The organism is Eubacterium sp. BIOML-A2 (assembly GCF_009680135.1).
GTDB lineage: Bacteria > Bacillota > Clostridia > Lachnospirales > Lachnospiraceae > Faecalicatena > Faecalicatena contortus_B.
Genome location: NZ_WKZK01000049.1, coordinates 1 through 19,788, shown reverse-complemented (window position 1 = coordinate 19,788; position 19,788 = coordinate 1). Strand labels below are relative to the sequence as shown.

Here is a 19,788-nt window from a genome sequence, read left to right as displayed (position 1 = left end):
GAAGAATAATAAGCACCTTTAATTGCTGTGAAAGTGGTGGCACGAGCTATGAAGCCCTTGTAATGAGGGTGGAGCAACAGCCACCAGTCATTATGAAAGATTGTTATAGGTAAGAACATTCATAGCTTCGAGTAAGACAGAGAAAAACAGCCCGAAGGGGGTGTTGCCTATGACAAAGCAAAAGAAACTGAGACACAGCGAATACTATGATATGCAGCCGGTGTTTGACAAGCTGTATGCAGACAGCAAGCACGGAAAAATCTTTACAGGGCTGATGGAAATCATCAGCTGTGAAGAGAATATCCGCCTTGCTTATCGCAACATCAAGCGTAACGGCGGCAGCAACACAGCCGGTACGGATAAGCTGACCATCAAGGATATAGAAAAGCTCCCAGTGGAACAATATGTCGGTATCGTGCAAAGAAAGCTAATGTTTTACAAGCCTAAACCTGTGAGGCGGGTAGAAATCCCGAAACCCAATGGGAAGATGCGTCCGCTGGGAATACCAACTATCATTGACCGGCTGGTACAACAGTGCATTTTACAGGTCATGGAGCCAATTTGCGAAGCGAAATTCTATGAACGGAGCAACGGCTTCCGACCTAACCGATCAGCGGAAAACGCAATCGCCCAATGCTACAAGATGATAAATCTGCAAAAGCTCTATTTTGTAGTGGACGTGGACATCAAGGGCTTCTTTGATAACGTCAACCATACGAAGCTGATACAGCAGATTTGGCATATGGGAATACGGGATAAGAAACTACTGTGCATTATCCGAGAGATGCTGAAAGCGCCTATTGTTTTGCCGGACGGTACGGTGGAACATCCTACAAAGGGAACGCCGCAGGGCGGTATCCTTTCGCCGCTCCTGTCCAACATCGTGCTGAATGAACTGGATTGGTGGATTGACTCCCAATGGGAGAGTATGCCTACCAGAAGAGACTATAGCTGTGAGATACGACCAAACGGCACGGTAAACAAGACGGCAATCTATAGTGCTTTCAAAAACACAACCAAGCTCAAAGAGGTGCATATTATCCGCTATGCAGATGACTTCAAGCTGTTTTGCCGGAAACGGACCGACGCTGAAAAGATGTTCATTGCTGTTAAGCTATGGCTTCGGGATCGGCTAAAGCTGGAGGTCAGCGAGGAAAAGTCGAAAATCGTCAACCTGAAAAGACACTATTCTGAGTTCCTTGGATTTGAGATTAAGGCGGTCAAAAAGCGAAAACGCTATGTGGTCAAATCGCATATGACGGCTAAGGCAATCCAGCGAGAAAAGGACAAGCTCATTGAGCAGGTCAAGCAGATTGCGCACGTCCAAGACCGGGATGATGAAGCCCGTGAAATCACGCTCTACAACTCGATGGTGTTTGGTATTCACAACTACTATCGCTATGCGACTATGGTTGCATCAGACTGTGAGCAGATACACCGGGCTGTGTCAACGGTGATGAAAAATCGACTGTATGGCAGGCTGTCAAAGAAAGGGCATATCAACGAAGTGTATATCCGGGAGAACTACGGTAAAAGCAAGCAAATCCGATTTATCAGCAGTAAAACCGTGGCACCCGTTGGGTATATACAAACGAAAACCCCACTGTTCAAGAAGAAAAAGGTATGCAAGTACACCCCGGAGGGCAGGGAGGAAATCCATAAAAATCTTGGTATCAATACCTCCATCATGCTGGCGCTCATGCGAATCAAGGAACCACGGCGAAGCGTCGAGTATATGGATAACCGGATTTCCCTCTATGCCGCGCAGTACGGACGGTGTGCTGTCATAGGAAAAGAACTCTGGATTGATGAAATCCACTGTCATCATAAACTGCCTGTTAGCATGGGCGGTGATGATAGGTACTCAAACCTTGTGATCGTGCACCGTGCTGTTCACCAGCTTATCCACGCTACGGCTCCGGACACCATTGGCGCATACCTCAAAGATTTACAGCCTGAGAAGAAAGCATTAGCAAAACTCAACGCCCTCCGTGTAATGGCGGGCAATCCCGAAATCTAACAGAACAGTTTCAACGCTTTGAAATTCTTACCAATCTAACTGCCCAATCATAATGATGGAACGCCGTGTGCGGGGAAACTCGCATGCACGGTGTGAGACGGGGGAAAAGGTGGAAAGTGGCGCTGTCGCGCCACTCAGACCTTACCTATCGTCATCGTGGCGGCCGGGAGACCTTGCCCAGCGCAAAGGCCGTATCGAGCGCCAGGGCAACCAGAACCCCCTTGTCCATGTGTACCGCTATGTGACGGAGGGAACCTTTGATGCCTACCTGTGGCAGACTGTGGAGAATAAGCAGAAATTCATCAGCCAGATCATGACTTCTAAATCGCCGGTACGCTCCTGTGATGATGTAGATGAAACCGCACTGTCTTTTGCGGAAATCAAGGCCCTGTGTGCCGGAGACCCCCGTATTAAGGAGCGTATGGACCTGGATGTGGAGGTATCCAGACTGAAGCTGATGAAGGCCGACCACCAGAGCAAGCAGTACCGGCTGGAGGATCAGCTGCTGAAATACTTCCCGGAGGAGATTGAAAAGCACAAGGGCTTCATCAAAGGCTTTGAGGCTGATCTGGAAACCCTGTCAGCTCATCCGCAACCGGCAGAAGGCTTTATCGGCATGGAAGTCCGGGGCGATGTTCTGACCGACAAAGAGAACGCCGGTGCCGCCCTGCTGGATGCCTGCAAAGAGGTCAAAACCTCCGACCCGGTGCAGATTGGCAGTTACCGGGGCTTTGATATGTCCGTGGCGTTTGATGCGTGGCGGCAGGAATATACGCTCCTGCTGAAAGGCCAGATGACCCACCGGACCGCCCTGGGTACAGACCCGCGCGGCAATCTCACCCGTATTGACAATGCACTCTCTCAGATGCCCCAGCGTCTGGAGTCTACGAAAGCAAAATTGGATGATCTCTACCAGCAGCAGGCCGCCGCCAGAGAAGAAATGGGCAAGCCGTTCCCTTATGAGGACGATCTGCGGGTGAAATCCGCCCGTCTGGTGGAGCTGGACACGCTGCTGAATCTGGACGGCAGGAGCCGGTCCCAGCCGGAATCCGTAGTTGCCAAAAGTACGCGGCCTTCGGTGCTGGAAGGACTGAAACGCCCGATGCCGCCCCGTAACCCTGAAAAGAAATCAAAACAACATGAGGAGGTGCGATAACGTGAATGCCAACGATTTGAATGCGGCTCTTTATGAGAAAATGGCTGCCGAACAGGATCAGTACCGGGACTGGCTGAAAAGCCAGCCCCCGGAGGAAATTTTACATCACGCCTATGAGTACAGTGTCCGGGAGGACATTGTAATGGCTATGGAAGAATTGGAGCTGACGGATGCCCAGGCGCAGGCCCTTTTGGATTCTTCCTCTCCCCTGGCCGATGTGTACCGCTATTTTGAAAAGCTGGAGACTGCACACATGGATGTGGTGCGGGATAGTATTGAGAACCGAGCCGATGATGTATGCAGAGCCAAAGAGGAACTGCGGACAACGACGACTTATTCTCACACTGCCGCCTATGCGTCTGAGCATGGAGAACTGGAACAATACCGGGCTTCCAACCGGGCCAATCTCCAATGCAAGGAGGCTATTGAAGCGGCGGTGCGGGAACATTTTGATGGGATGTACCTTAACCAAGATGCCGCCAAAGGTGTGATTCAGACCTATGGTTTGGACCGGGTTATGCTGGTCTTGGCCAACACCGTCCAGCTTCAGGATTGGGATGGACGCTATTCCCACCGTAATAAGGAATGGGCTAAGACAATTCCTAACTACAACTCCGATACGGTTCGCCGTGGTTATGCGTTGAACAGTCACCCGGCTGTGCTGGACGGCTTTATTGACCTGGTGAGGGAGGAACAGCAGCGCAGCCATACCAAGGGCGAAAAGGCGCAGCAACCCCGAACTTCGGTACGGGATAAGCTCAAACAGGAACCGCCCGCCCATAAGCCTGTCACCCAAAAGAAACGGGAGCAGGAGCGATGACTGCCCCGAACCGCAAGCGGGAGGTGCAGGTAAACTTCCGGGTATCACAGGAGGAGCTGGAGCTGATCGAGCAGAAAATGTCCCAGCTGGGGACAGCCAACCGGGAAGCCTATCTGCGAAAGATGGCGCTGGACGGTTATGTGGTGAAGCTGGAATTGCCGGAGCTGAAGGAGCTTGTTTCCCTTTTGCGCCGGAGCAGCAACAACTTAAATCAGCTCACGCGCCGGGTGCATGAAACCGGGCGTGTTTACGATGCCGACCTGGAGGATATATCCCAGCGGCAGGAGCAGCTATGGGAGGGGGTTAGGGAAATCCTTACCCAGCTCTCCAAACTTTCGTAACAGGGGCATAAACCCTATCTGCGGAGGGAGGAACGGCGTTCTTTTCGCCGCGCCTTCCTCCGCTTTTTCTTTTTGCCCGTATTCTTGCCTTTTACCGGCGCTTGCCGGATAATAAGGGCAGGTAGTAAAGTAATCCGATAAAGGAGTTGAGAGCAAGATGTTGACCTTTGAAAAGGTTTTGGAGATTTTCAAGGACTATCTGGCGTTGGATACGGAGCTGGAGGTCTGCAAGAGCCGGTATGGATATATCCGGGTAGAGTTTAACGAAATTGGGGACATCCTCGATTATTGCAGCGGCGTGGTCTGTCGGACGCCGGAAGAACTGTTTGATGTATTGCTTGATGATTTTCAGGGATATGAGGAAATCAGGCTGACAAAAGGGCGGAGAGACACAACCGAGGATGAATTGGAAGCAATCCGTGTTCTCTGTCAAAGGTATTTGGATCGTCGAGAGGAGGAGATGAAATGACAGTATTTAAGCTACTGCTGAAGATTGTGGTCGCGCCGGTGATAGTGCTGCTTACCCTGTTTGTCTGGACTTGCGTGGCTCTGGTATATGTGTCTGGTTTGGTGCTGGGGCTGGCCAGCATGGTGATTGCCCTGCTGGGCGTGGCCGTTCTGGTGACATACTCTCCGCAAAACGGTCTGATCCTGCTTCTGATTGCGTTCCTTATCAGCCCCTACGGACTTCCCAAGCTGGCTTTCTGGATGCTGAGCAAGGTGCAGGGATTGAAGTACACAATACAAAATTTTGTTTATGGATAAAATGCAGAGTGCAGGAAGTAGTTTTCTTTCCGCACTTTGTTTTGTATAGGCGATTTCTTTAGACAAAATGTTATCTTGGGGTCAACTTGGTGATTATCTTGGAGCGATAAGTGTTTTATCTGAAAAAGAGTTGCAAAGAAATTTAATCGAATATTTTGCATAAAAAATGCAAAATTAAGTAGTAAATATTGACTTGAGCATTTTTAGCTGTTATAATGGTTACTGAAAAGGCGAATACTGAACATAGGAGGTATTCATTTATGTTGATTCAGTTTACAGTTGAAAATCACAGGTCGATAAAGAATAGTGCCGTAATCAGTTTTGCGGCCTCCAAGGATAAGTCATTTGAAGAATATCTGCTTCATCCTGACGCAAAAAAGACCTTGCTGCCTGCGCTTGCGATTTACGGTGCCAATGCTGCCGGAAAGAGTAATGTGCTGCACGCGATGATGACAATGAAAGAAATGGTGGTAGGCAATGCGGCGAAGGCATCTAAGGGACAAAAGCTGCCGTGGGAGCCATTTGGTGGCATCAAGCAACCGACTACCTTTGAGATCGTGTTTATTTATCAAGGGATTCGTTACACTTACGGTTTCTCTTTTGATGCAAAAAAGATTTATAAAGAGTATCTTTTCCATTGGCCCAATGGCCGGGAGGCTCTGATTTTTTCCAGAGAAGATGGCGTATTTGAGTTCCGTGAAAATATCAATGAGCAAATGACGCTAAGTAACCGGACACCGGACAATAAGCTTTATCTGGTATCCTCTAATGACTGGAATCTGCCTCAGACGGAAAATGCTTATCGGTGGTTTCTTGAAAAGTTAACTTTTTTGATGGAAGAAGAACCGGCCACCTCAGAAACTGTTGCTCAGATTGCCAGTGGCGATGATAAAAAGGCGCGTATCTTAAAGGAGTTGCTTCTTGCTGATCTTGGAATCACCGATGTTGCAATCAAGAATAGTTCAGGTAAAGCACCGGTTATTACAACGACACATCGGATCATTAACGAGGATGGGACAACAGAATATTTCCAGCTTTTAATGGAGCAGGAGTCTGCCGGTACACAACACTTTTTCACCCGAATTGGGGGATGGTTGCAGGCACTTGAAAATGGCGCACTTTTGGTCGTTGATGAAATTGAAGATAGCCTTCATCCCCTCCTGACCAGGCGGTTGATTGAAATGGTGCAGGATAAGGCCATTAACACAAAGGGAGCGCAGTTGATCTTTACAACACATGATGCAATGCTGCTCGACCTGAACTTTTTCCGCAGGGATCAGATTTGGTTTGCAGAAAAGAATGATAAGACTTGTGCAACAGAGCTTTACTCATTGACTTCTTTCTCACCAAGAAAAGGAGAAAATGTGCGTAAGGGGTATCTCCAGGGACGCTTTGGTGCGATTCCTTTTATTGGAGGTGACGCCAGATGAGTAAGATGAGAAAAGAGTATGATCCAAACAAAGTCACACGGCGTAAGCGTAAACCGATCATCTATATCATCTGTGAAGGAAAGGAAACAGAAACGCTTTATTTCAAACATTTTCGTTCACGGAATTGTCTGGTGGATATTATACCGATCTCATCAAAGCACAAAGCTGCCGAGCATTTGGTGAAACACGCAAAATCTTTGATTTCTCAAGCGGACTACTATCCCAAAGACGGAGATCAGCTTTGGTGTGTATTCGACTGCGACGATAATAAAGATTCGGAGCTTCAGGCGGCAGTTTTGTATGCAGAGAAGCACGGGTATAAAATCGCATATTCCAATCCGGCCTTTGAATATTGGTATTTGCTTCATTTTGAAAAACGGAATGGATATTTGAAGGATTCTGCTGCGGTAATCGACATCTTAAAGAGCAAAGGGTATCTGGAGAATTACGGAAAAAGCGTGGATGTTTTTGAAGAATTGCAGGGACATCAGGCAGAGGCCGTTCAATACGCAAAAGAACGGGTGGAGCGATTAAGCAGGGATCAAGTTGCTGTGCTTTGCCGCGACAGCAATCCGGTAACAACGGTCTATGAACTGGTTGAGTTTTTGAATAGTAAGAGAATATAACGTCACCTTTATGGAAGCGTGCATTATGGCAGAAAGCTGTCACTTCAGCGATTGAAATTCGTTGAGTGGCAGCTTTCTTGTTGCATCATAAAGGTATCTACTTGAAAGGGAGGACTTTTCATGGCAACCACACGCATCATGCCGCTGCACATCGGCAAAGGCCGCACGGAAGGTCAGGCAATCAGCGACATCATCGACTATGTAGCAAACCCACAAAAGACAGACCACGGCAAATTGATTACCGGCTATGAATGTGACAGCCGGGTGGCCGATGCCGAGTTTTTGCTGGCAAAGCGCCAGTACATTTCTGCCACCGGGCGGGTGCGGGGAACGGACGATGTGATTGCCTATCATGTCCGGCAGTCCTTCCGTCCCGGCGAGATCACCGCAGAGGAAGCCAACCGGCTGGGAGTGGAGTTTGCCAACCGGTTTACCAAGGGCAAACACGCATTTATCGTCTGTACCCATATTGATAAATCGCACATCCATAATCACATTATCTGGTCGGCGGTCAATCTGGACTGTGACCGGAAATTTCGGAACTTTTGGGGCAGCACTAAGGCTGTTCGCCGGTTGAGTGATACCATCTGCATTGAAAACGGATTGTCCATTGTGGAAAATCCAAAGCCTCATGGAAAAAGCTATAACAAGTGGCTGGGCGATCAGGCAAAGCCTTCTCATCGGGAGCAGCTGCGGGCTTGTATTGACAATGCCCTGGCACAGCATCCCGCCAACCTGGATGAGCTACTGAAGCTGCTTCAGGAATCCGGGTGCGAGGTATCCCGGCGCGGCAAGTCCTATCGCTTGAAGCTCCTGGAATGGGATAAAGTTGCGCGTCTGGAGAGCCTGGGTGAAGGTTACGGTTTGGGGGACCTGCTGGCGGTTCTCTCCGGTCAGAAAGAGCATACGCCTCGGAAAAAAGCGACGCTGCAAGCAGATCCGCCGAAGGTCAATCTGCTGGTGGACATCCAGGCAAAATTGCAGGCCGGAAAGGGTGCCGGATATGCGCGCTGGGCTAAGGTCTTTAACCTCAAGCAGATGGCGCAGACGATGAATTATCTTTCTGAACATAATCTGCTGGAATATGCAGTGCTGGAGGAAAAAACAGCTGCGGTTACGGCTCATCACAATGAGCTGTCGGCGCAGATCAAGGCGGCGGAGAAACGCATGGCGGAGATCGCTGTTCTGCGGACTCATATCATCAACTATGCAAAAACTCGCGAGGTCTATGTGGCTTATCGCAAGGCCGGTTATTCTAAAAAATTTCTGGCTGAGCATGAGGCGGACATTCTGCTTCATAAGGCAGCCAAGAACGCCTTTGACGATATGGGTGTCAAGAAGCTGCCCACCGTCAAAAGTTTACAGACCGAGTATGCCAAGGTTTTGGAGGAAAAGAAAAAAGCCTATGCCGAATATCGGCGCTCCCGTGAAGAAATGCGGGAGCTGTTGACGGCAAAGGCCAATGTGGATCGTCTGCTGAATATGGAGGCGGAACACGATACAGAAAAGGAAAAAGACCATGCCCAGCGGTAAGCCAGGGCATGGTTCAAAGCGTCCAACGGACGCGCAGCCGCAGAATGAAATTCTGCGTTCATGGGGGCTTGGGGGAAACCCCCAACAAGCAGCGCCGGAAGCCGAATGGCTATCCAGGGGCATTGCTTGCCGCTTTCTTTGCAGAAATGAAAAGAGCCAGAGAGGAAACCGTCAAATTTCACTCACTGGCTCAATTCGCTTCAATTTTCTTAGATAGTTCTGTTAATTCCTGCATGGTCTCCTGTGTATGGTGCAGCAGGGTTTCACGCATTTCTGACGGGCAACTGGAATAAAGCATTTTCATCTGGTTGGCTCCCTCATCTTCTGGAGAAACATCCGGATTTATTAGAGAGTCCAGAGAGATGTTCAAAACCTTGGCCAATGCTCTTAAAATCAAATAGGAAGGGTTCATCTGCCCTTTTTCAATGTTGGCAATTTGTTTTACAGAAACATGGCTCAGATCTGAAAGCTCCTGCTGTGTCAGGTCTTTTTTCTTTCGGGCCTCCCGCATTATTTGACCCAAAGCGGTTAAATCGTCAATCGGCATAATCATTCACCTCAATAACATTGTATCGTGCCGATTTGTTTTGAGGAATAACCTTATTATGCCCGCTAAAAGGTATGATAATGCCGATTTTGTAATATAAAAAACGAATAGGGCGCAAAGACCCTTGATATTTTTATATCATGAGTCCTTACACCCTACTATGAGTTTTTATCTTGAGATAATTTTTTTAGGATATATTCTGTTTATGTGAATTACCCATCTGCTCTTTTTCTTGTGTTTTCAGATGCGTTTCCCGCTTATCGGTTGCTTCTTTCAAAAGAGCGTAAGTGGCTGCTGCGGCAGGTACGCCAAGCAACATACCGATTGGTCCAGCCAGATTGCCACCTATTGTGATTGCCGCTAAAACCCACATGGCAGGAAGGTTGATTTTTGCGCCCACAACTTTCGGATAGATTGCATTTCCTTCGATCTGTTGCAAAGTAAGCAGGAAAATAATGAATACCAGTGCCTTAAAAGGATTGACTGTCAGAATCAAAAATGCACCCACAAGTGTAGCAATCCAGGCACCGACATAGGGAATCAGTGCTGTTACCCCAACAAGCGCACCGATCATCGGCGCATATGGTATTCTCAGAATTAACATACCGATTGCACACAGGCTGCCTAAAATTATTGCCTCAGTCGTTTGCCCTGCTACAAAAAGCTTGAAGTTTTTTTCACAGACAGCTGCCACATGAATGCCCCGCTCGGCAAAACATGCTGGAATCCATACACGGACAATTCGGGTGATCTGACTTTTTAATTTCTCCTTATTGGCCAAAATATAAATTGAGAACACAAGACCAATCGCAAAATCGACTGCCGTCGCAACCACGCTTCCAAATGCGGAAGCAGCAGTGTCCATAATGGTGGTTCCCAATTGATTCAACCATTCATTCAAATTGTCTTTCAGTTCAAGAAAATCAATATCAATTTGGGACAGCTGTTCTCCGAATGGGATTTTAGAATAGTCAGCCGTGCTTTCAAATGCCACCAGTTGATCCAGACCATTCGTCAAGGATGATATGACAATAGATACTGCATCGATCAATTCGGGAATAACAAGAAAAGCAACACCGACAAAGACCCCTATCACCAAAATAAATGAAAGCAGGATCGCAAGCGGGCGGCGCATTTTCGTTTTCCTAGATGTCGGATGTTTGGGGAACAGATGTCTTTCAATAACCCCCAACGGAACATTCAGAAACAACGCCAAAATCAATCCAATTAAAAGTGGGTTCAGCAGGTCTTTCAACCACATCACGGCATCAGCTACATGACTAATATGTCGGATGCCAAGATAAATCAAAATGCAGGCTGTAAACGTTCCGATAATCCACTTTGATAATTTTTTGTGTGTTTCAATATCTTCAAACATTCAAGACCCTCCTTACATTAGTGGTGCAAATAGCCGCAGTATATCCTGGAGCAGATGCACTACGATATTTGTTTTGCAATCCTTTTCTGTCACCTGTTGGCATATCTCCAGCGTTTGCAGAAAATCCTCCTTGACTTCCATAACAGCTTTGGCCTCATAGAGCAGAGCACCACATTCATAGTGCAGATATAAGCTGCGAAAATCCAAATTTGTTGTCCCGACTGTTGCAGTACGGTCATCGGACACAAAGGTTTTGGAGTGGATGAAACCATTGGTATATTCGTAGATTTTAACGCCTGATTTTATCAGCTCTCGGTAATACGAGCGTGTGGTCATGTGTACCCACCATTTATCCCAGCGGTGGGGTGTGATGATGCGTATATCTACACCACTTTTTGCCGCAAGACGCAAAGCGGAAAGCATACTATCATCGACAATCAGATATGGGGTGTTGATATACACGTACTTCTTTGCATTGTTTAAGATATGCAGGTAAACGTGTTCGCCCACATTTTCTTCATCCATTGGACTGTCAGCGTATGGCTGAACAAACCCCTTTGCAGTAACAGGGCACTCTTGTTCTTTCCATGGGTAGAAGATTTCGTAGTCCTCGTCTGTATGGGTACAAATTTCCCACGTCTGTAAAAAAATTAGTGTGAAACTCCATGCGGCTTTGCCTTTCAGCATGATCGCTGCATCTTTCCAGTGTCCGTGTTTCTCAATGGCGTTGATGTATTCATCTGCCAGATTGATACCTCCGGTAAAAGCCACCTTTCCATCAATGACCGCTATTTTTCGGTGATCTCTGTTATTTTGCTTTACGGTCAGAACAGGTCGGAAGGGATTGAATACGGCGCACTGGATACCGTGTTTTTTTAGCTGCTTTGCGTAGTCTTTCGGAAGAGTGAGAAAGCAACCCATATCGTCATAAATCAGTCGCACAGTTACGCCTTGCGTGGTTTTTCGCTTCAAAACTTCCAAGATGCTGTTCCACATAACGCCTTCCTGCACGATGAAATATTCCAGAAATATGTACTTCTCGGCTTTTTCAAGTTCCGCCAAAAGTGTTTCCAGCTTTCGTTCACCCGGTGTAAGGTAATGTGTTTCTGTATCTGCATATATTGGAAACCCCGTGTATTCCTGCAAGTAATGAATTTGAGGGTAATATTCAGGCAGTTGTTTTGTTGCGCTTTCATAGCAAATGCCGGGGAGTGCATAGAGTGGTTTTGCCTTTTGTTGTGTATGGAGGACACTTTTTGCAAAGCGCCATTTCGAGGATTGTGCATTAGACAAAAGATACATCAGTCCACCAAACAACGGGAAGGTTAGGATCAGGATCGCCCATGCAGTTTTGTAGGCGCCTTTGTCTTTCTGGGAAACGATATAAAGCACCGCAATGATACTGACGATTGTCAGTAGGCGACTGAAATTTCGGGAAAGCTGACTTCCCCCAAGTACAAGGCATATAAGAAAATATACCTGTAAAAGTAGCAGGAGTATCGTCAACATCCTTCTACGGAATAAGACACGGAGCCAACGCTGGCGCATAATGATTCCCCCCCCTTCAAACTCAAATCTACGGATTCTTTTTCCGCTGTTCGCAAAATTCCCAAAACTCTTTTGCAATGCGCTCGTAGGTGCTTTTTCCTACGAGATAGCTCATACAGTGGTCAGCGCCCGGAACAATCAGCAGACGCTTTTCTGATGTACAGGCTTTATAGTTTTCGTATGTCATTTCAACTGGAACAAAGTGGTCATCTGTTCCGTGGACAAAAAGAACAGGAATTTGGCAGTGCTTCAACGCTTCTGTAGTTGAGGCAGCATCAGCATCCATTTGGATGCGCTTTTTGCACATCCTATCGGCACCTGTTTTATGCAGAGCATAAGGAATATGCAGATTGCTTTCGGAGACATGTTTCCAAATTGCATGGAGCGAAGTAAATGCACTGTCCGCTGCGATTCCAAATACATTATCCGGCAGTTCCAGTTCGGACGCCATTAGCACAGAGGTTGCACCCATGGATACCCCGGCAAGATAGATGGGAATGCTTTTTCCTGTTTTCTCGTTTATCCAATTTGTCCATGCCAGGCAATCGTAGCGTTCCAGCAAACCTAAACTCATATGGTCGCCGCCGCTATTATTTTGTCCCCGCTGCTCTGCGTAGAGTACAGAACAATGATTATTGCGCCAGAAATCTGCGATTAGACCAAAATCATGTGACCAGGAGGAACGCCACCCGTGCATGGCAACTATAGTTCTTTTCGGTTCTTCGCAGGGACACCAATGCCCAATCAATGAAATTCCGTCGTGAGCAGTGATTTCCACCACGTCACAGCCGCTTTTTTCGAGCTGACCAGCTGCCTTTTTTACAATTTCAGTGGTTTCTATCATTTCAGGTGAACCGGACACACGCATTTTTCCGTTGCTTCTGTCCTGCGGCGCAACCCGATCCATGGCGAGCTGCATCATCTTTTTGGTTAGAAGATGATGCCAAAGCACACAAATCGCACTACCGGCAGCACCTATTATCAATCCTTTTTTCAATGAATCCTTCATAGCACGTCCTTTCATAACGTGGGTATAACTTACTCTTTGTCATTGGCAGTTTTCTTACTTAATTTTCTGCGATATGCGTAATATAACAGAATCGACATTGAGGCTTTTTCATAACCAAACTTGCCGAAGCACTGGAACGCCGCATTGAGAATGGTCAATCTCTTTTCTTCGGTCAGGGCCAAAAATTTGTTCAATTCATTTCCTTCTTCTTACACAATAACCGTTTCGGTTATTCAGAGTATAGCACCAATAACCGAATCGGTCAAGTGTTAATGCAGCAAGTGTATTGATGCGCTTTTTGCAAGCGTCATCTGCGCTCATGTCTGGATAAAAGAACTGATCCACCGATATATCGAACATTGTCACCATCTGATAAAAAGTGTTCAAGCTCGGATGCTGACCGTCGTTTTCGTTATATATGATGGTGCGGGGATCACGGTCAATGATAAGGGCCAGTTGATCCTGTGTCATCCCGCTGGTTTCTCTTTTGCGCTTTATCTCGCACCCTATATCGTGGAAATCAAATTTGCGCTCATCGCGTTCAAATTTCATAGACATCACCCAATGTAATTTTATATTTCAGGTAGTAGTATTTGAACGAATTACATTTTCGTGCAACTGCTGACTTGAACACACCGGTACTTTCGAGACTAATCTTCGTTGGTCTAACAGTATAAAAAGAAAACTTTTGAATCATACTCCAAAATACTTGACCGTTTCGGTTATTGGTGCTATACTCTAAATAACCGAAACGGTTATTGTGTAAAAAGGAGGAAATGAATTGGACAAATTTTTGGCCCTGACCGAAGAAAAGAGATTGACCATTCTCAATGCGGCGCTCCAGTGCTTCGGCAAGTTTGGTTATGAAAAAGCCTCAATCAATGATATTGCGGTAGCCGCACACATTTCCAAAGCGTCTGTGTTTCAGTATTTCGGCAGTAAAAAGCAGCTCTACATTTACCTGCTGGAATACTGCAAGAAAATCATAGAGGGACTATTTGATAAGGAAGCCCTCGATTCCGAAACAGATTTGTTCGACAGGATTCTGGCATCCAGCCGCATGAAAATGGAGGGGCTCCAAAATCAGCCTTTTATCTTGCAGTTTATTACCAGTGCCTGGGAGGAAAATTCTCCCGAGGTGACGGATACGCTGGCGATCCTGACGGAGGAGACCGGCAGATTCCGAAACGATCTTGTTCTGCGGGAAGAGGATGCTTTGAAATTCAAAGACCCAGAGGATGCCCAGCCGGTCTTTCAGATGCTGCTTCTGATGGCCGAGGGCTATGCGGCCGGGTACCGGGGGGCGGCGGCTTTCGATTTTCAGGCTGTCATGGAGGATTTTGAGAAGAACATCGCAATTCTGCGGAAAAATTTTTATAAGGAGGAGTATTTGAAATGAGTGAACAAGCGATTGTCTTGAATGAATTGACCAAGCACTATGGGAAGCATCGAGGAATCAATAACCTCAGTTTCTCTGTCAACCAGGGAGAGTTTTTCGGCTTTATCGGCCCCAACGGTGCGGGTAAGTCCACCACGATCCGCACCCTAATGGGGCTGATCCGTCCCACCGGAGGCAGCGCATCTATCTTCGATTTGGACTGTCACTCCAAGGCCAGCGTCATCGCCAGGGATGTGGGCTATCTGCCCAGCGAGAACAGCTATTACGAAAACATGAAAGTCCGTGAACTTTTGCAGTACACCGCCGATCTGTACGGCATGGACTGCAAGACAAAGATGAAGGAGCTTGCCGACAGGCTCAATTTGGATTTGTCCCGCAAGATTGCAGACCTTTCTCTGGGCAACAAGAAAAAGGTGGGTATCGTGTCTGCCATTATGACTTCGCCCAAACTGATTATTATGGACGAGCCCACCAGCGGATTAGACCCACTGATCCAGCAGGCTTTCTATGATATTCTGAAGGAGGAAAACAGCCGGGGCGCTACCGTGTTTTTTTCCTCCCATGTGCTGAGTGAGGTGCAGAAACTGTGTGACCGGGTGGCCATTCTGAAAGAGGGACAGCTTATTGGCATACAGTCCATCAAAGAACTGCGTGAGAGCGGCTATAAGAAAGTCTCTCTGAGCGCAAAGGAGGCTATCCCTCGCGATTTCTTTGATTTGTCCGGCATTGCGAACTATGCGGAGACTGCGGATAAGACCTCTGTTTCCTTTATGTATAACGGAAATATCACGGCGATTATTGACAAGCTTCACCTGCTGCATTTGGACGATGTGCTTTTGGAAGAGCCCTCTTTGGAGGAAATCTTCATGCACTACTATGCGTAAGGAGGTGTCAGGCATGGTCATTTTGAAATATGAACTGAAAAGGCACCGCAAATATATTTTGGGTTGGGCCATCGCCTTGGCTCTGTGTGTTTTTGTGATGACGCCTACCTATTACAGCTTTATGGATGTTTCCACCGGAGACCTCTATGAAACGCTGGGTACGAGTGATTTTTACAAAGGCGTTGGTGTGTCCATGGAATATCTGACCTCACCGTTGGGCATTTATGCGTTTCTTACCAGCTTTTTTATGATTGCGTCCGGTATTTTCGGGATGCACTTCGGTATCGCCATTCACACCAAGGAGTGCTCGGAGCGAACCTCTGAATATCTGTTTACAAAACCCCATACCCGAAAAACGATTTACTGGGCAAAGGCGTTCACGGTTTTTTTCGGCGTAGTGGTCGTGAGCATGGTATATCTTCTCGCCTCTTTTTTGGCGCTGGCCCTGTTCCGCTCCGGCATTGACTGGGGAGAGTTCTTTCTGATTGCTCTTTCCCTCATGCTGGTCACGCTGTTCCTTGCAGCTATGGGGCTTTTGGTTGGAATTCTATTTTCACGCAATCGAAGCCCACTTTTGACTGCCGGGTTAATTGTCTTTGTCGAGTACTGCGTCACCAGCTTCTCCAACATTGTCAGCAACCGTGCCATTAGTTTTCTGTCCCCGTACTCGTTCTTTAGTGCGGCTGAGATTTCCAAATCTGGCTTTTATGAGTTGGATTACTTGGGATGGTGTGTACTGCTGTTTGCCCTGTTTTTGGTGCTGTCTTATCGTGTCTTTTTGAAAAAAGACATCCAGTTCCGCTCATGAGGGGGTGCAAAGATGAAAACATTGGTGAAAAACGAATTCCGCCAAACCAGAAAGACCCTGCTGATCTGGCTGGGGATCATGTTACTGCTGTGCGGATTCTGCTATTTTGAACTTTTATCCTTGAAGGACAGTCTGGATGAGATGGCCCGGACAGTCGGCCAATTTCCTCGCTTGATCATGATCATGTTCGGTGTGAAAGGGGATCTCACGACTGCCCTTGGTTGGTACGCGTGTATCTATTTTTGGGAGGGGCTGTTGGCCTTTGCCTATGCAATCTCTCTGGGCCTGTCCTGTGTGGCGAGGGAAAAGAAATTTGGAACATCCGAATACCTGTTCACAAAGCCTGTGGAGCGGAAAACCATTGTTCTGGCGAAGGTGATCGTTTCAGCAGTGAACCTGCTGGTGTTCGCCCTGTTCAGCGGCGTGTGCAATTATTTCACGATCGTTCTTCCTTTGGGCGGTCTGGATCAGCCGGGAGCGGTGCTTTCCACAACGATGGGAATGTTCTTTACCCAGCTTCTCTTTTTTGCCTTGGGTCTGCTGTTTGCCAGCCTTTTCAAATCTTATAAGGCCGCGGTACGCGCCGGTACGGTTTTCGTATTGGCCGCCTATGTGTTGGCCTTTACTGCCGAGTACACAGGGAATCGTTTCTTGGATTATCTGACCCCTCTGCGGTACTATGATGTGTATGAAGTAGCACTAAATGGCGTCTATCTTTCCTACATCGTCTTAACAGTACTCATTGTGGGCGCGTGTGTAATGGTTTCTACAAGGCGGTGGAAACTGCGTGAGTTGTAAATGTAATTGTCCATAGATATTCTATTATCTGATGAAAAACAAAGAATGAAAAAAACCGAATGGCTATTATGCCCCAACTGCAACAACAAAACGAGAATTAAAATCTGTGATAATACAGTACTTGAAAATTTTCCGCTATACTGTCCGAAGTGCAAACGGGAAATAATAATCAGCGTAAAACAATTCAATACCACAGTTATCACAGAGCCAGACGCATAGACGCAGAGCCGATAACCCGTTAGCCTTGTGCTGCGGATTATCGGCTCTTTTTGCTTTTAAGATAGAAAAGGAGACAAAACCATGAGTAATTCTATTAAAGACAGCGCACAGGCTTTCGCCGTCAATCAAGTGCTGAAATATGTTGACAGCAATCCGCAGGAAGCATTCCCCAAGTTGTTAGATTGGGCGGATAAGTTCGATAAGGATAACCTCTATCTCACACAGCGCCAGCAAATCCGTAAGGTGATGGAGCAGCCTGACAGCAACTGGATGCGCCTGATCAACAGCCTTTGGACGGACATTGATTCTGAAGTCCGCAAAGTGTTCTTCCGCAATTTTATTGTCAATGCATCTCTCTTAGGCAGCCGCAAGCAGGTGGCTAATCGTGAAAAGTACGGCTGCAATATCCCCTGGGCAATCCTGATGGACCCCACTTCCGCCTGCAACCTTCATTGCACCGGCTGTTGGGCGGCAGAATACGGTAATAAGCTGAATCTGAGCTATGAGGAACTGGATGACATCATCAATCAGGCCAATGAACTGGGAACCTATATGTTCCTCTACACCGGCGGTGAACCTATGGTACGCAAGAACGATCTGCTCCGCCTGTGTGAAGCGCATCCTGACTGCGTATTCTCTGCCTTTACCAACGGTACCCTTATCGATGAGAAGTTTGCCGATGAGATGCTGCGGGTGAAGAACTTCTACCCGGCCATCAGCATTGAAGGCTTCGAGGAAGCTACTGATTTCCGCCGTGGCAAGGGTACTTATCAGGCTACTATGCGGGCGATGAAGATTCTGAAAGAAAAGAAGCTGCCTTTCGGCGTATCTGGGTGCTATACCAGCAAGAACATCGACTCCATCAGCTCGGATGAGTTCTTCGATCATCTGGTGGAGTGCGGTGCGAAGTTCGCATGGTTCTTCCACTATATGCCTGTGGGCAACGATTCCGCTGTGGAGCTGCTCCCGTCTCCTGACCAGCGTGAAAAGATGTATAACCGCATCTGCGAATACCGTAGCACAAAGCCTATTTTCACAATTGACTTTCAGAATGATGCGAAATTTGTAAACGGCTGTATTGCTGGTGGCCGCAACTATCTGCATATCAATGCCAATGGTGACATTGAGCCTTGCGCTTTTATCCATTACTCTGACTCCAACATCCGTGAAAAGACCCTGCTGGAAGCATATCAGTCTCCGCTGTTTATGGCCTATCACGACGGTCAGCCCTTTAATGATAATATGTTCCAGCCGTGTCCTATGCTGGAAAATCCTGAATGTCTGCGTAGCATGGTAAAGAAATCCGGTGCCCATTCTACCGAGTATCAGTCCCCGGAAAGTGTTGACCATCTGTGTGATAAGACTACACTTTATGCAGAAACCTGGAAGCCGAAGGCCGATGAGCTGTGGGCTGCTTGTCAGGGCTGTAGTGGGTGTAAGAAGTGATGGACGGCTATCAAATTTTCACAGATGCCACCTCAGATCTCGCACCGGAGTTAACCGCAGGTCTGCCATCTGTTGAAATGATTCCTATGAATGTTGAGATCGGCGGAACAGAATACTCATATGGTTCCCCGGAAGGAATCACAGCCAAGGAGTTCTACCGCTTGCAAAGAGCTGGGAATTTTGCAACGACCTCACAAATCAACCCAACGATTTATTTTAAGCATTTTGAACCCTGTCTGCGACAGGGAACCGATATTCTGTATCTCTGTTTTTCCTCTGGTCTGTCAGGTACATATCAGTCTGCGTTTTTAGCGGTTGAAGAACTACAGCAGGAATATCCGGAAAGAAGAATCATCTGCATTGATACGCTTGCTGCCGCAGTGGGTGAAGGGTTTTTAGTCAGAGAAGCTGCGAAAAAGCAGAGGGAAGGACTGTCTATTGATGAATTGGCTTCTTGGGTCATGGAACACCGATTAGAGGTATGTCATTGGTTTACGGTTGATACCTTTACCCATTTGAAACATGGCGGGCGGGTTTCAGGTGCCGCAGCCGCAATGGGAACGGCTTTGCAGATCAAACCGTTGCTTCATGTGGACAGCGAAGGAAAGCTGCAAGCAGTGGAAAAACCTCGTGGAAGAAAAAAGGCTGTTACCACTCAGATTGCCCGAATGGAACAGGGCTGGAAACCTGAACTTGGTAAATCGATTCTGATAGGTCATGCCGATGACCCTGAAGCAGCAGATATGCTGAAAGAAAGGTTGTTGGAACAATTCCCGGATTCTGAGATTTGTATTGCTTATATTGGCCCTATCATCGGAGCACACACCGGTCCCGGCGCACTGGCATTGATTTACTGGGGAAATAATCGATGACGGAGGATTTGTAGATACGCAAAAAAGCATTCTCCATCATAGAAAAATATAGTTTTGTTTAGAGCTGCCGGGTAACTTATGCTCGGCAGCTTTGAACTGTCTGCTAGAAGTAGATAGTGTCAAATGATGTATGGAAAAACGAGTCAAATAAATAAGGCTCAATTGAACCTTGAAAACTGTAGATATTGA

At 47.2% G+C, this 19,788-nt stretch carries 21 protein-coding genes and 1 pseudogene; 16 read left to right on the top strand and 6 right to left on the bottom strand.

Annotated features, from left to right (window positions below):
- Positions 1–169 precede the first annotated feature (169 nt).
- The 9 genes and pseudogenes from ltrA to GKG43_RS16185 all read left to right on the top strand — a co-directional run bounded on the left by ltrA (position 170) and on the right by GKG43_RS16185 (position 8,691).
- Positions 170–2,020: a group II intron reverse transcriptase/maturase gene (ltrA, locus tag GKG43_RS16225; protein ID WP_129879354.1), complete on the top strand. Its 1,851-nt coding sequence runs from the start codon at positions 170–172 to the stop codon at positions 2,018–2,020.
- Between the two features lie 157 nt (positions 2,021–2,177).
- Positions 2,178–3,176, top strand: a pseudogene (locus GKG43_RS16220) (DEAD/DEAH box helicase); the annotation flags it as partial.
- Position 3,177: 1 nt separating this feature from the next.
- On the top strand, positions 3,178–3,996 hold the full coding sequence (locus GKG43_RS16215) for a DUF3849 domain-containing protein (protein ID WP_087153704.1): 819 nt from the start codon (positions 3,178–3,180) through the stop codon (positions 3,994–3,996).
- Positions 3,993–4,337: a plasmid mobilization relaxosome protein MobC gene (gene mobC, locus GKG43_RS16210; protein WP_002587430.1), complete on the top strand. Its 345-nt coding sequence runs from the start codon at positions 3,993–3,995 to the stop codon at positions 4,335–4,337. Before GKG43_RS16215 ends, mobC begins: the two co-directional genes overlap by 4 nt.
- A gap of 157 nt (positions 4,338–4,494) precedes the next feature.
- On the top strand, positions 4,495–4,806 hold the full coding sequence (locus GKG43_RS16205) for a hypothetical protein (protein WP_002587431.1): 312 nt from the start codon (positions 4,495–4,497) through the stop codon (positions 4,804–4,806).
- Positions 4,803–5,102: a CD1845 family protein gene (locus tag GKG43_RS16200; protein ID WP_002587432.1), complete on the top strand. Its 300-nt coding sequence runs from the start codon at positions 4,803–4,805 to the stop codon at positions 5,100–5,102. The genes GKG43_RS16205 and GKG43_RS16200 overlap by 4 nt, the downstream gene beginning before the upstream one ends.
- 260 nt (positions 5,103–5,362) lie before the next feature.
- Positions 5,363–6,532: an ATP-binding protein gene (locus GKG43_RS16195; protein WP_002587433.1), complete on the top strand. Its 1,170-nt coding sequence runs from the start codon at positions 5,363–5,365 to the stop codon at positions 6,530–6,532.
- Positions 6,529–7,158, top strand: coding sequence for an RloB family protein (locus tag GKG43_RS16190; protein WP_002587434.1), 630 nt, complete (start codon positions 6,529–6,531; stop codon positions 7,156–7,158). Before GKG43_RS16195 ends, GKG43_RS16190 begins: the two co-directional genes overlap by 4 nt.
- 120 nt (positions 7,159–7,278) lie before the next feature.
- Positions 7,279–8,691, top strand: a complete 1,413-nt coding sequence (locus GKG43_RS16185) for a relaxase/mobilization nuclease domain-containing protein (RefSeq protein ID WP_087153705.1) — start codon at positions 7,279–7,281, stop codon at positions 8,689–8,691.
- 190 nt (positions 8,692–8,881) lie between these two features.
- On the opposite strand, the gene GKG43_RS16180 is transcribed toward GKG43_RS16185, so the two are convergent.
- From GKG43_RS16180 to GKG43_RS16160, 6 genes are all read right to left on the bottom strand, one after another.
- A complete protein-coding gene (locus GKG43_RS16180) occupies positions 8,882–9,238 on the bottom strand; it encodes a helix-turn-helix transcriptional regulator (RefSeq protein ID WP_016147209.1) in 357 nt (118 codons plus the stop codon).
- A gap of 187 nt (positions 9,239–9,425) precedes the next feature.
- The gene (locus GKG43_RS16175) at positions 9,426–10,616 is read right to left on the bottom strand and encodes an AI-2E family transporter (RefSeq protein WP_002587438.1); all 1,191 of its coding nucleotides are present in this window, start codon (positions 10,614–10,616) and stop codon (positions 9,426–9,428) included.
- Positions 10,617–10,628: 12 nt separating this feature from the next.
- On the bottom strand, positions 10,629–12,164 hold the full coding sequence (cls, locus tag GKG43_RS16170) for a cardiolipin synthase (protein ID WP_002587439.1): 1,536 nt from the start codon (positions 12,162–12,164) through the stop codon (positions 10,629–10,631).
- A 28-nt stretch (positions 12,165–12,192) separates the two neighbouring features.
- Positions 12,193–13,173, bottom strand: a complete 981-nt coding sequence (locus GKG43_RS16165; protein ID WP_002587440.1) for an alpha/beta hydrolase — start codon at positions 13,171–13,173, stop codon at positions 12,193–12,195.
- A 29-nt stretch (positions 13,174–13,202) separates the two neighbouring features.
- Positions 13,203–13,367 carry a hypothetical protein gene (locus GKG43_RS22955; RefSeq protein WP_002587441.1) on the bottom strand — a complete coding sequence of 55 codons (165 nt, stop codon included), beginning with the start codon at positions 13,365–13,367 and terminating at the stop codon, positions 13,203–13,205.
- 1 nt (position 13,368) lies between these two features.
- Complete coding sequence (locus GKG43_RS16160; protein WP_002587442.1) at positions 13,369–13,725, bottom strand: helix-turn-helix transcriptional regulator; 357 nt, start codon at positions 13,723–13,725, stop codon at positions 13,369–13,371.
- Between the two features lie 229 nt (positions 13,726–13,954).
- Here GKG43_RS16160 and GKG43_RS16155 point away from each other — a divergent pair, with 229 nt between their 5' ends.
- From GKG43_RS16155 to GKG43_RS16125, 7 genes are all read left to right on the top strand, one after another.
- Positions 13,955–14,572: a TetR/AcrR family transcriptional regulator gene (locus GKG43_RS16155; protein ID WP_129879352.1), complete on the top strand. Its 618-nt coding sequence runs from the start codon at positions 13,955–13,957 to the stop codon at positions 14,570–14,572.
- On the top strand, positions 14,569–15,456 hold the full coding sequence (locus GKG43_RS16150; protein WP_002587444.1) for an ABC transporter ATP-binding protein: 888 nt from the start codon (positions 14,569–14,571) through the stop codon (positions 15,454–15,456). Before GKG43_RS16155 ends, GKG43_RS16150 begins: the two co-directional genes overlap by 4 nt.
- A gap of 13 nt (positions 15,457–15,469) precedes the next feature.
- On the top strand, positions 15,470–16,264 hold the full coding sequence (locus GKG43_RS16145; RefSeq protein WP_002587445.1) for an ABC transporter permease subunit: 795 nt from the start codon (positions 15,470–15,472) through the stop codon (positions 16,262–16,264).
- 12 nt (positions 16,265–16,276) lie between these two features.
- Entirely contained in the window at positions 16,277–17,062 is a 786-nt protein-coding gene (locus tag GKG43_RS16140; RefSeq protein WP_002587446.1) for an ABC transporter permease subunit, read from the top strand.
- Between the two features lie 45 nt (positions 17,063–17,107).
- Entirely contained in the window at positions 17,108–17,281 is a 174-nt protein-coding gene (locus GKG43_RS16135) for a cysteine-rich KTR domain-containing protein (RefSeq protein ID WP_080633489.1), read from the top strand.
- Positions 17,282–17,362: 81 nt separating this feature from the next.
- Positions 17,363–18,727 (top strand): radical SAM protein, encoded by a 1,365-nt coding sequence (locus tag GKG43_RS16130; RefSeq protein ID WP_002587447.1) that lies wholly within the window; start codon positions 17,363–17,365, stop codon positions 18,725–18,727.
- Positions 18,727–19,599: a DegV family protein gene (locus GKG43_RS16125; RefSeq protein WP_002587448.1), complete on the top strand. Its 873-nt coding sequence runs from the start codon at positions 18,727–18,729 to the stop codon at positions 19,597–19,599. The genes GKG43_RS16130 and GKG43_RS16125 overlap by 1 nt, the downstream gene beginning before the upstream one ends.
- Positions 19,600–19,788: the final 189 nt, after the last annotated feature.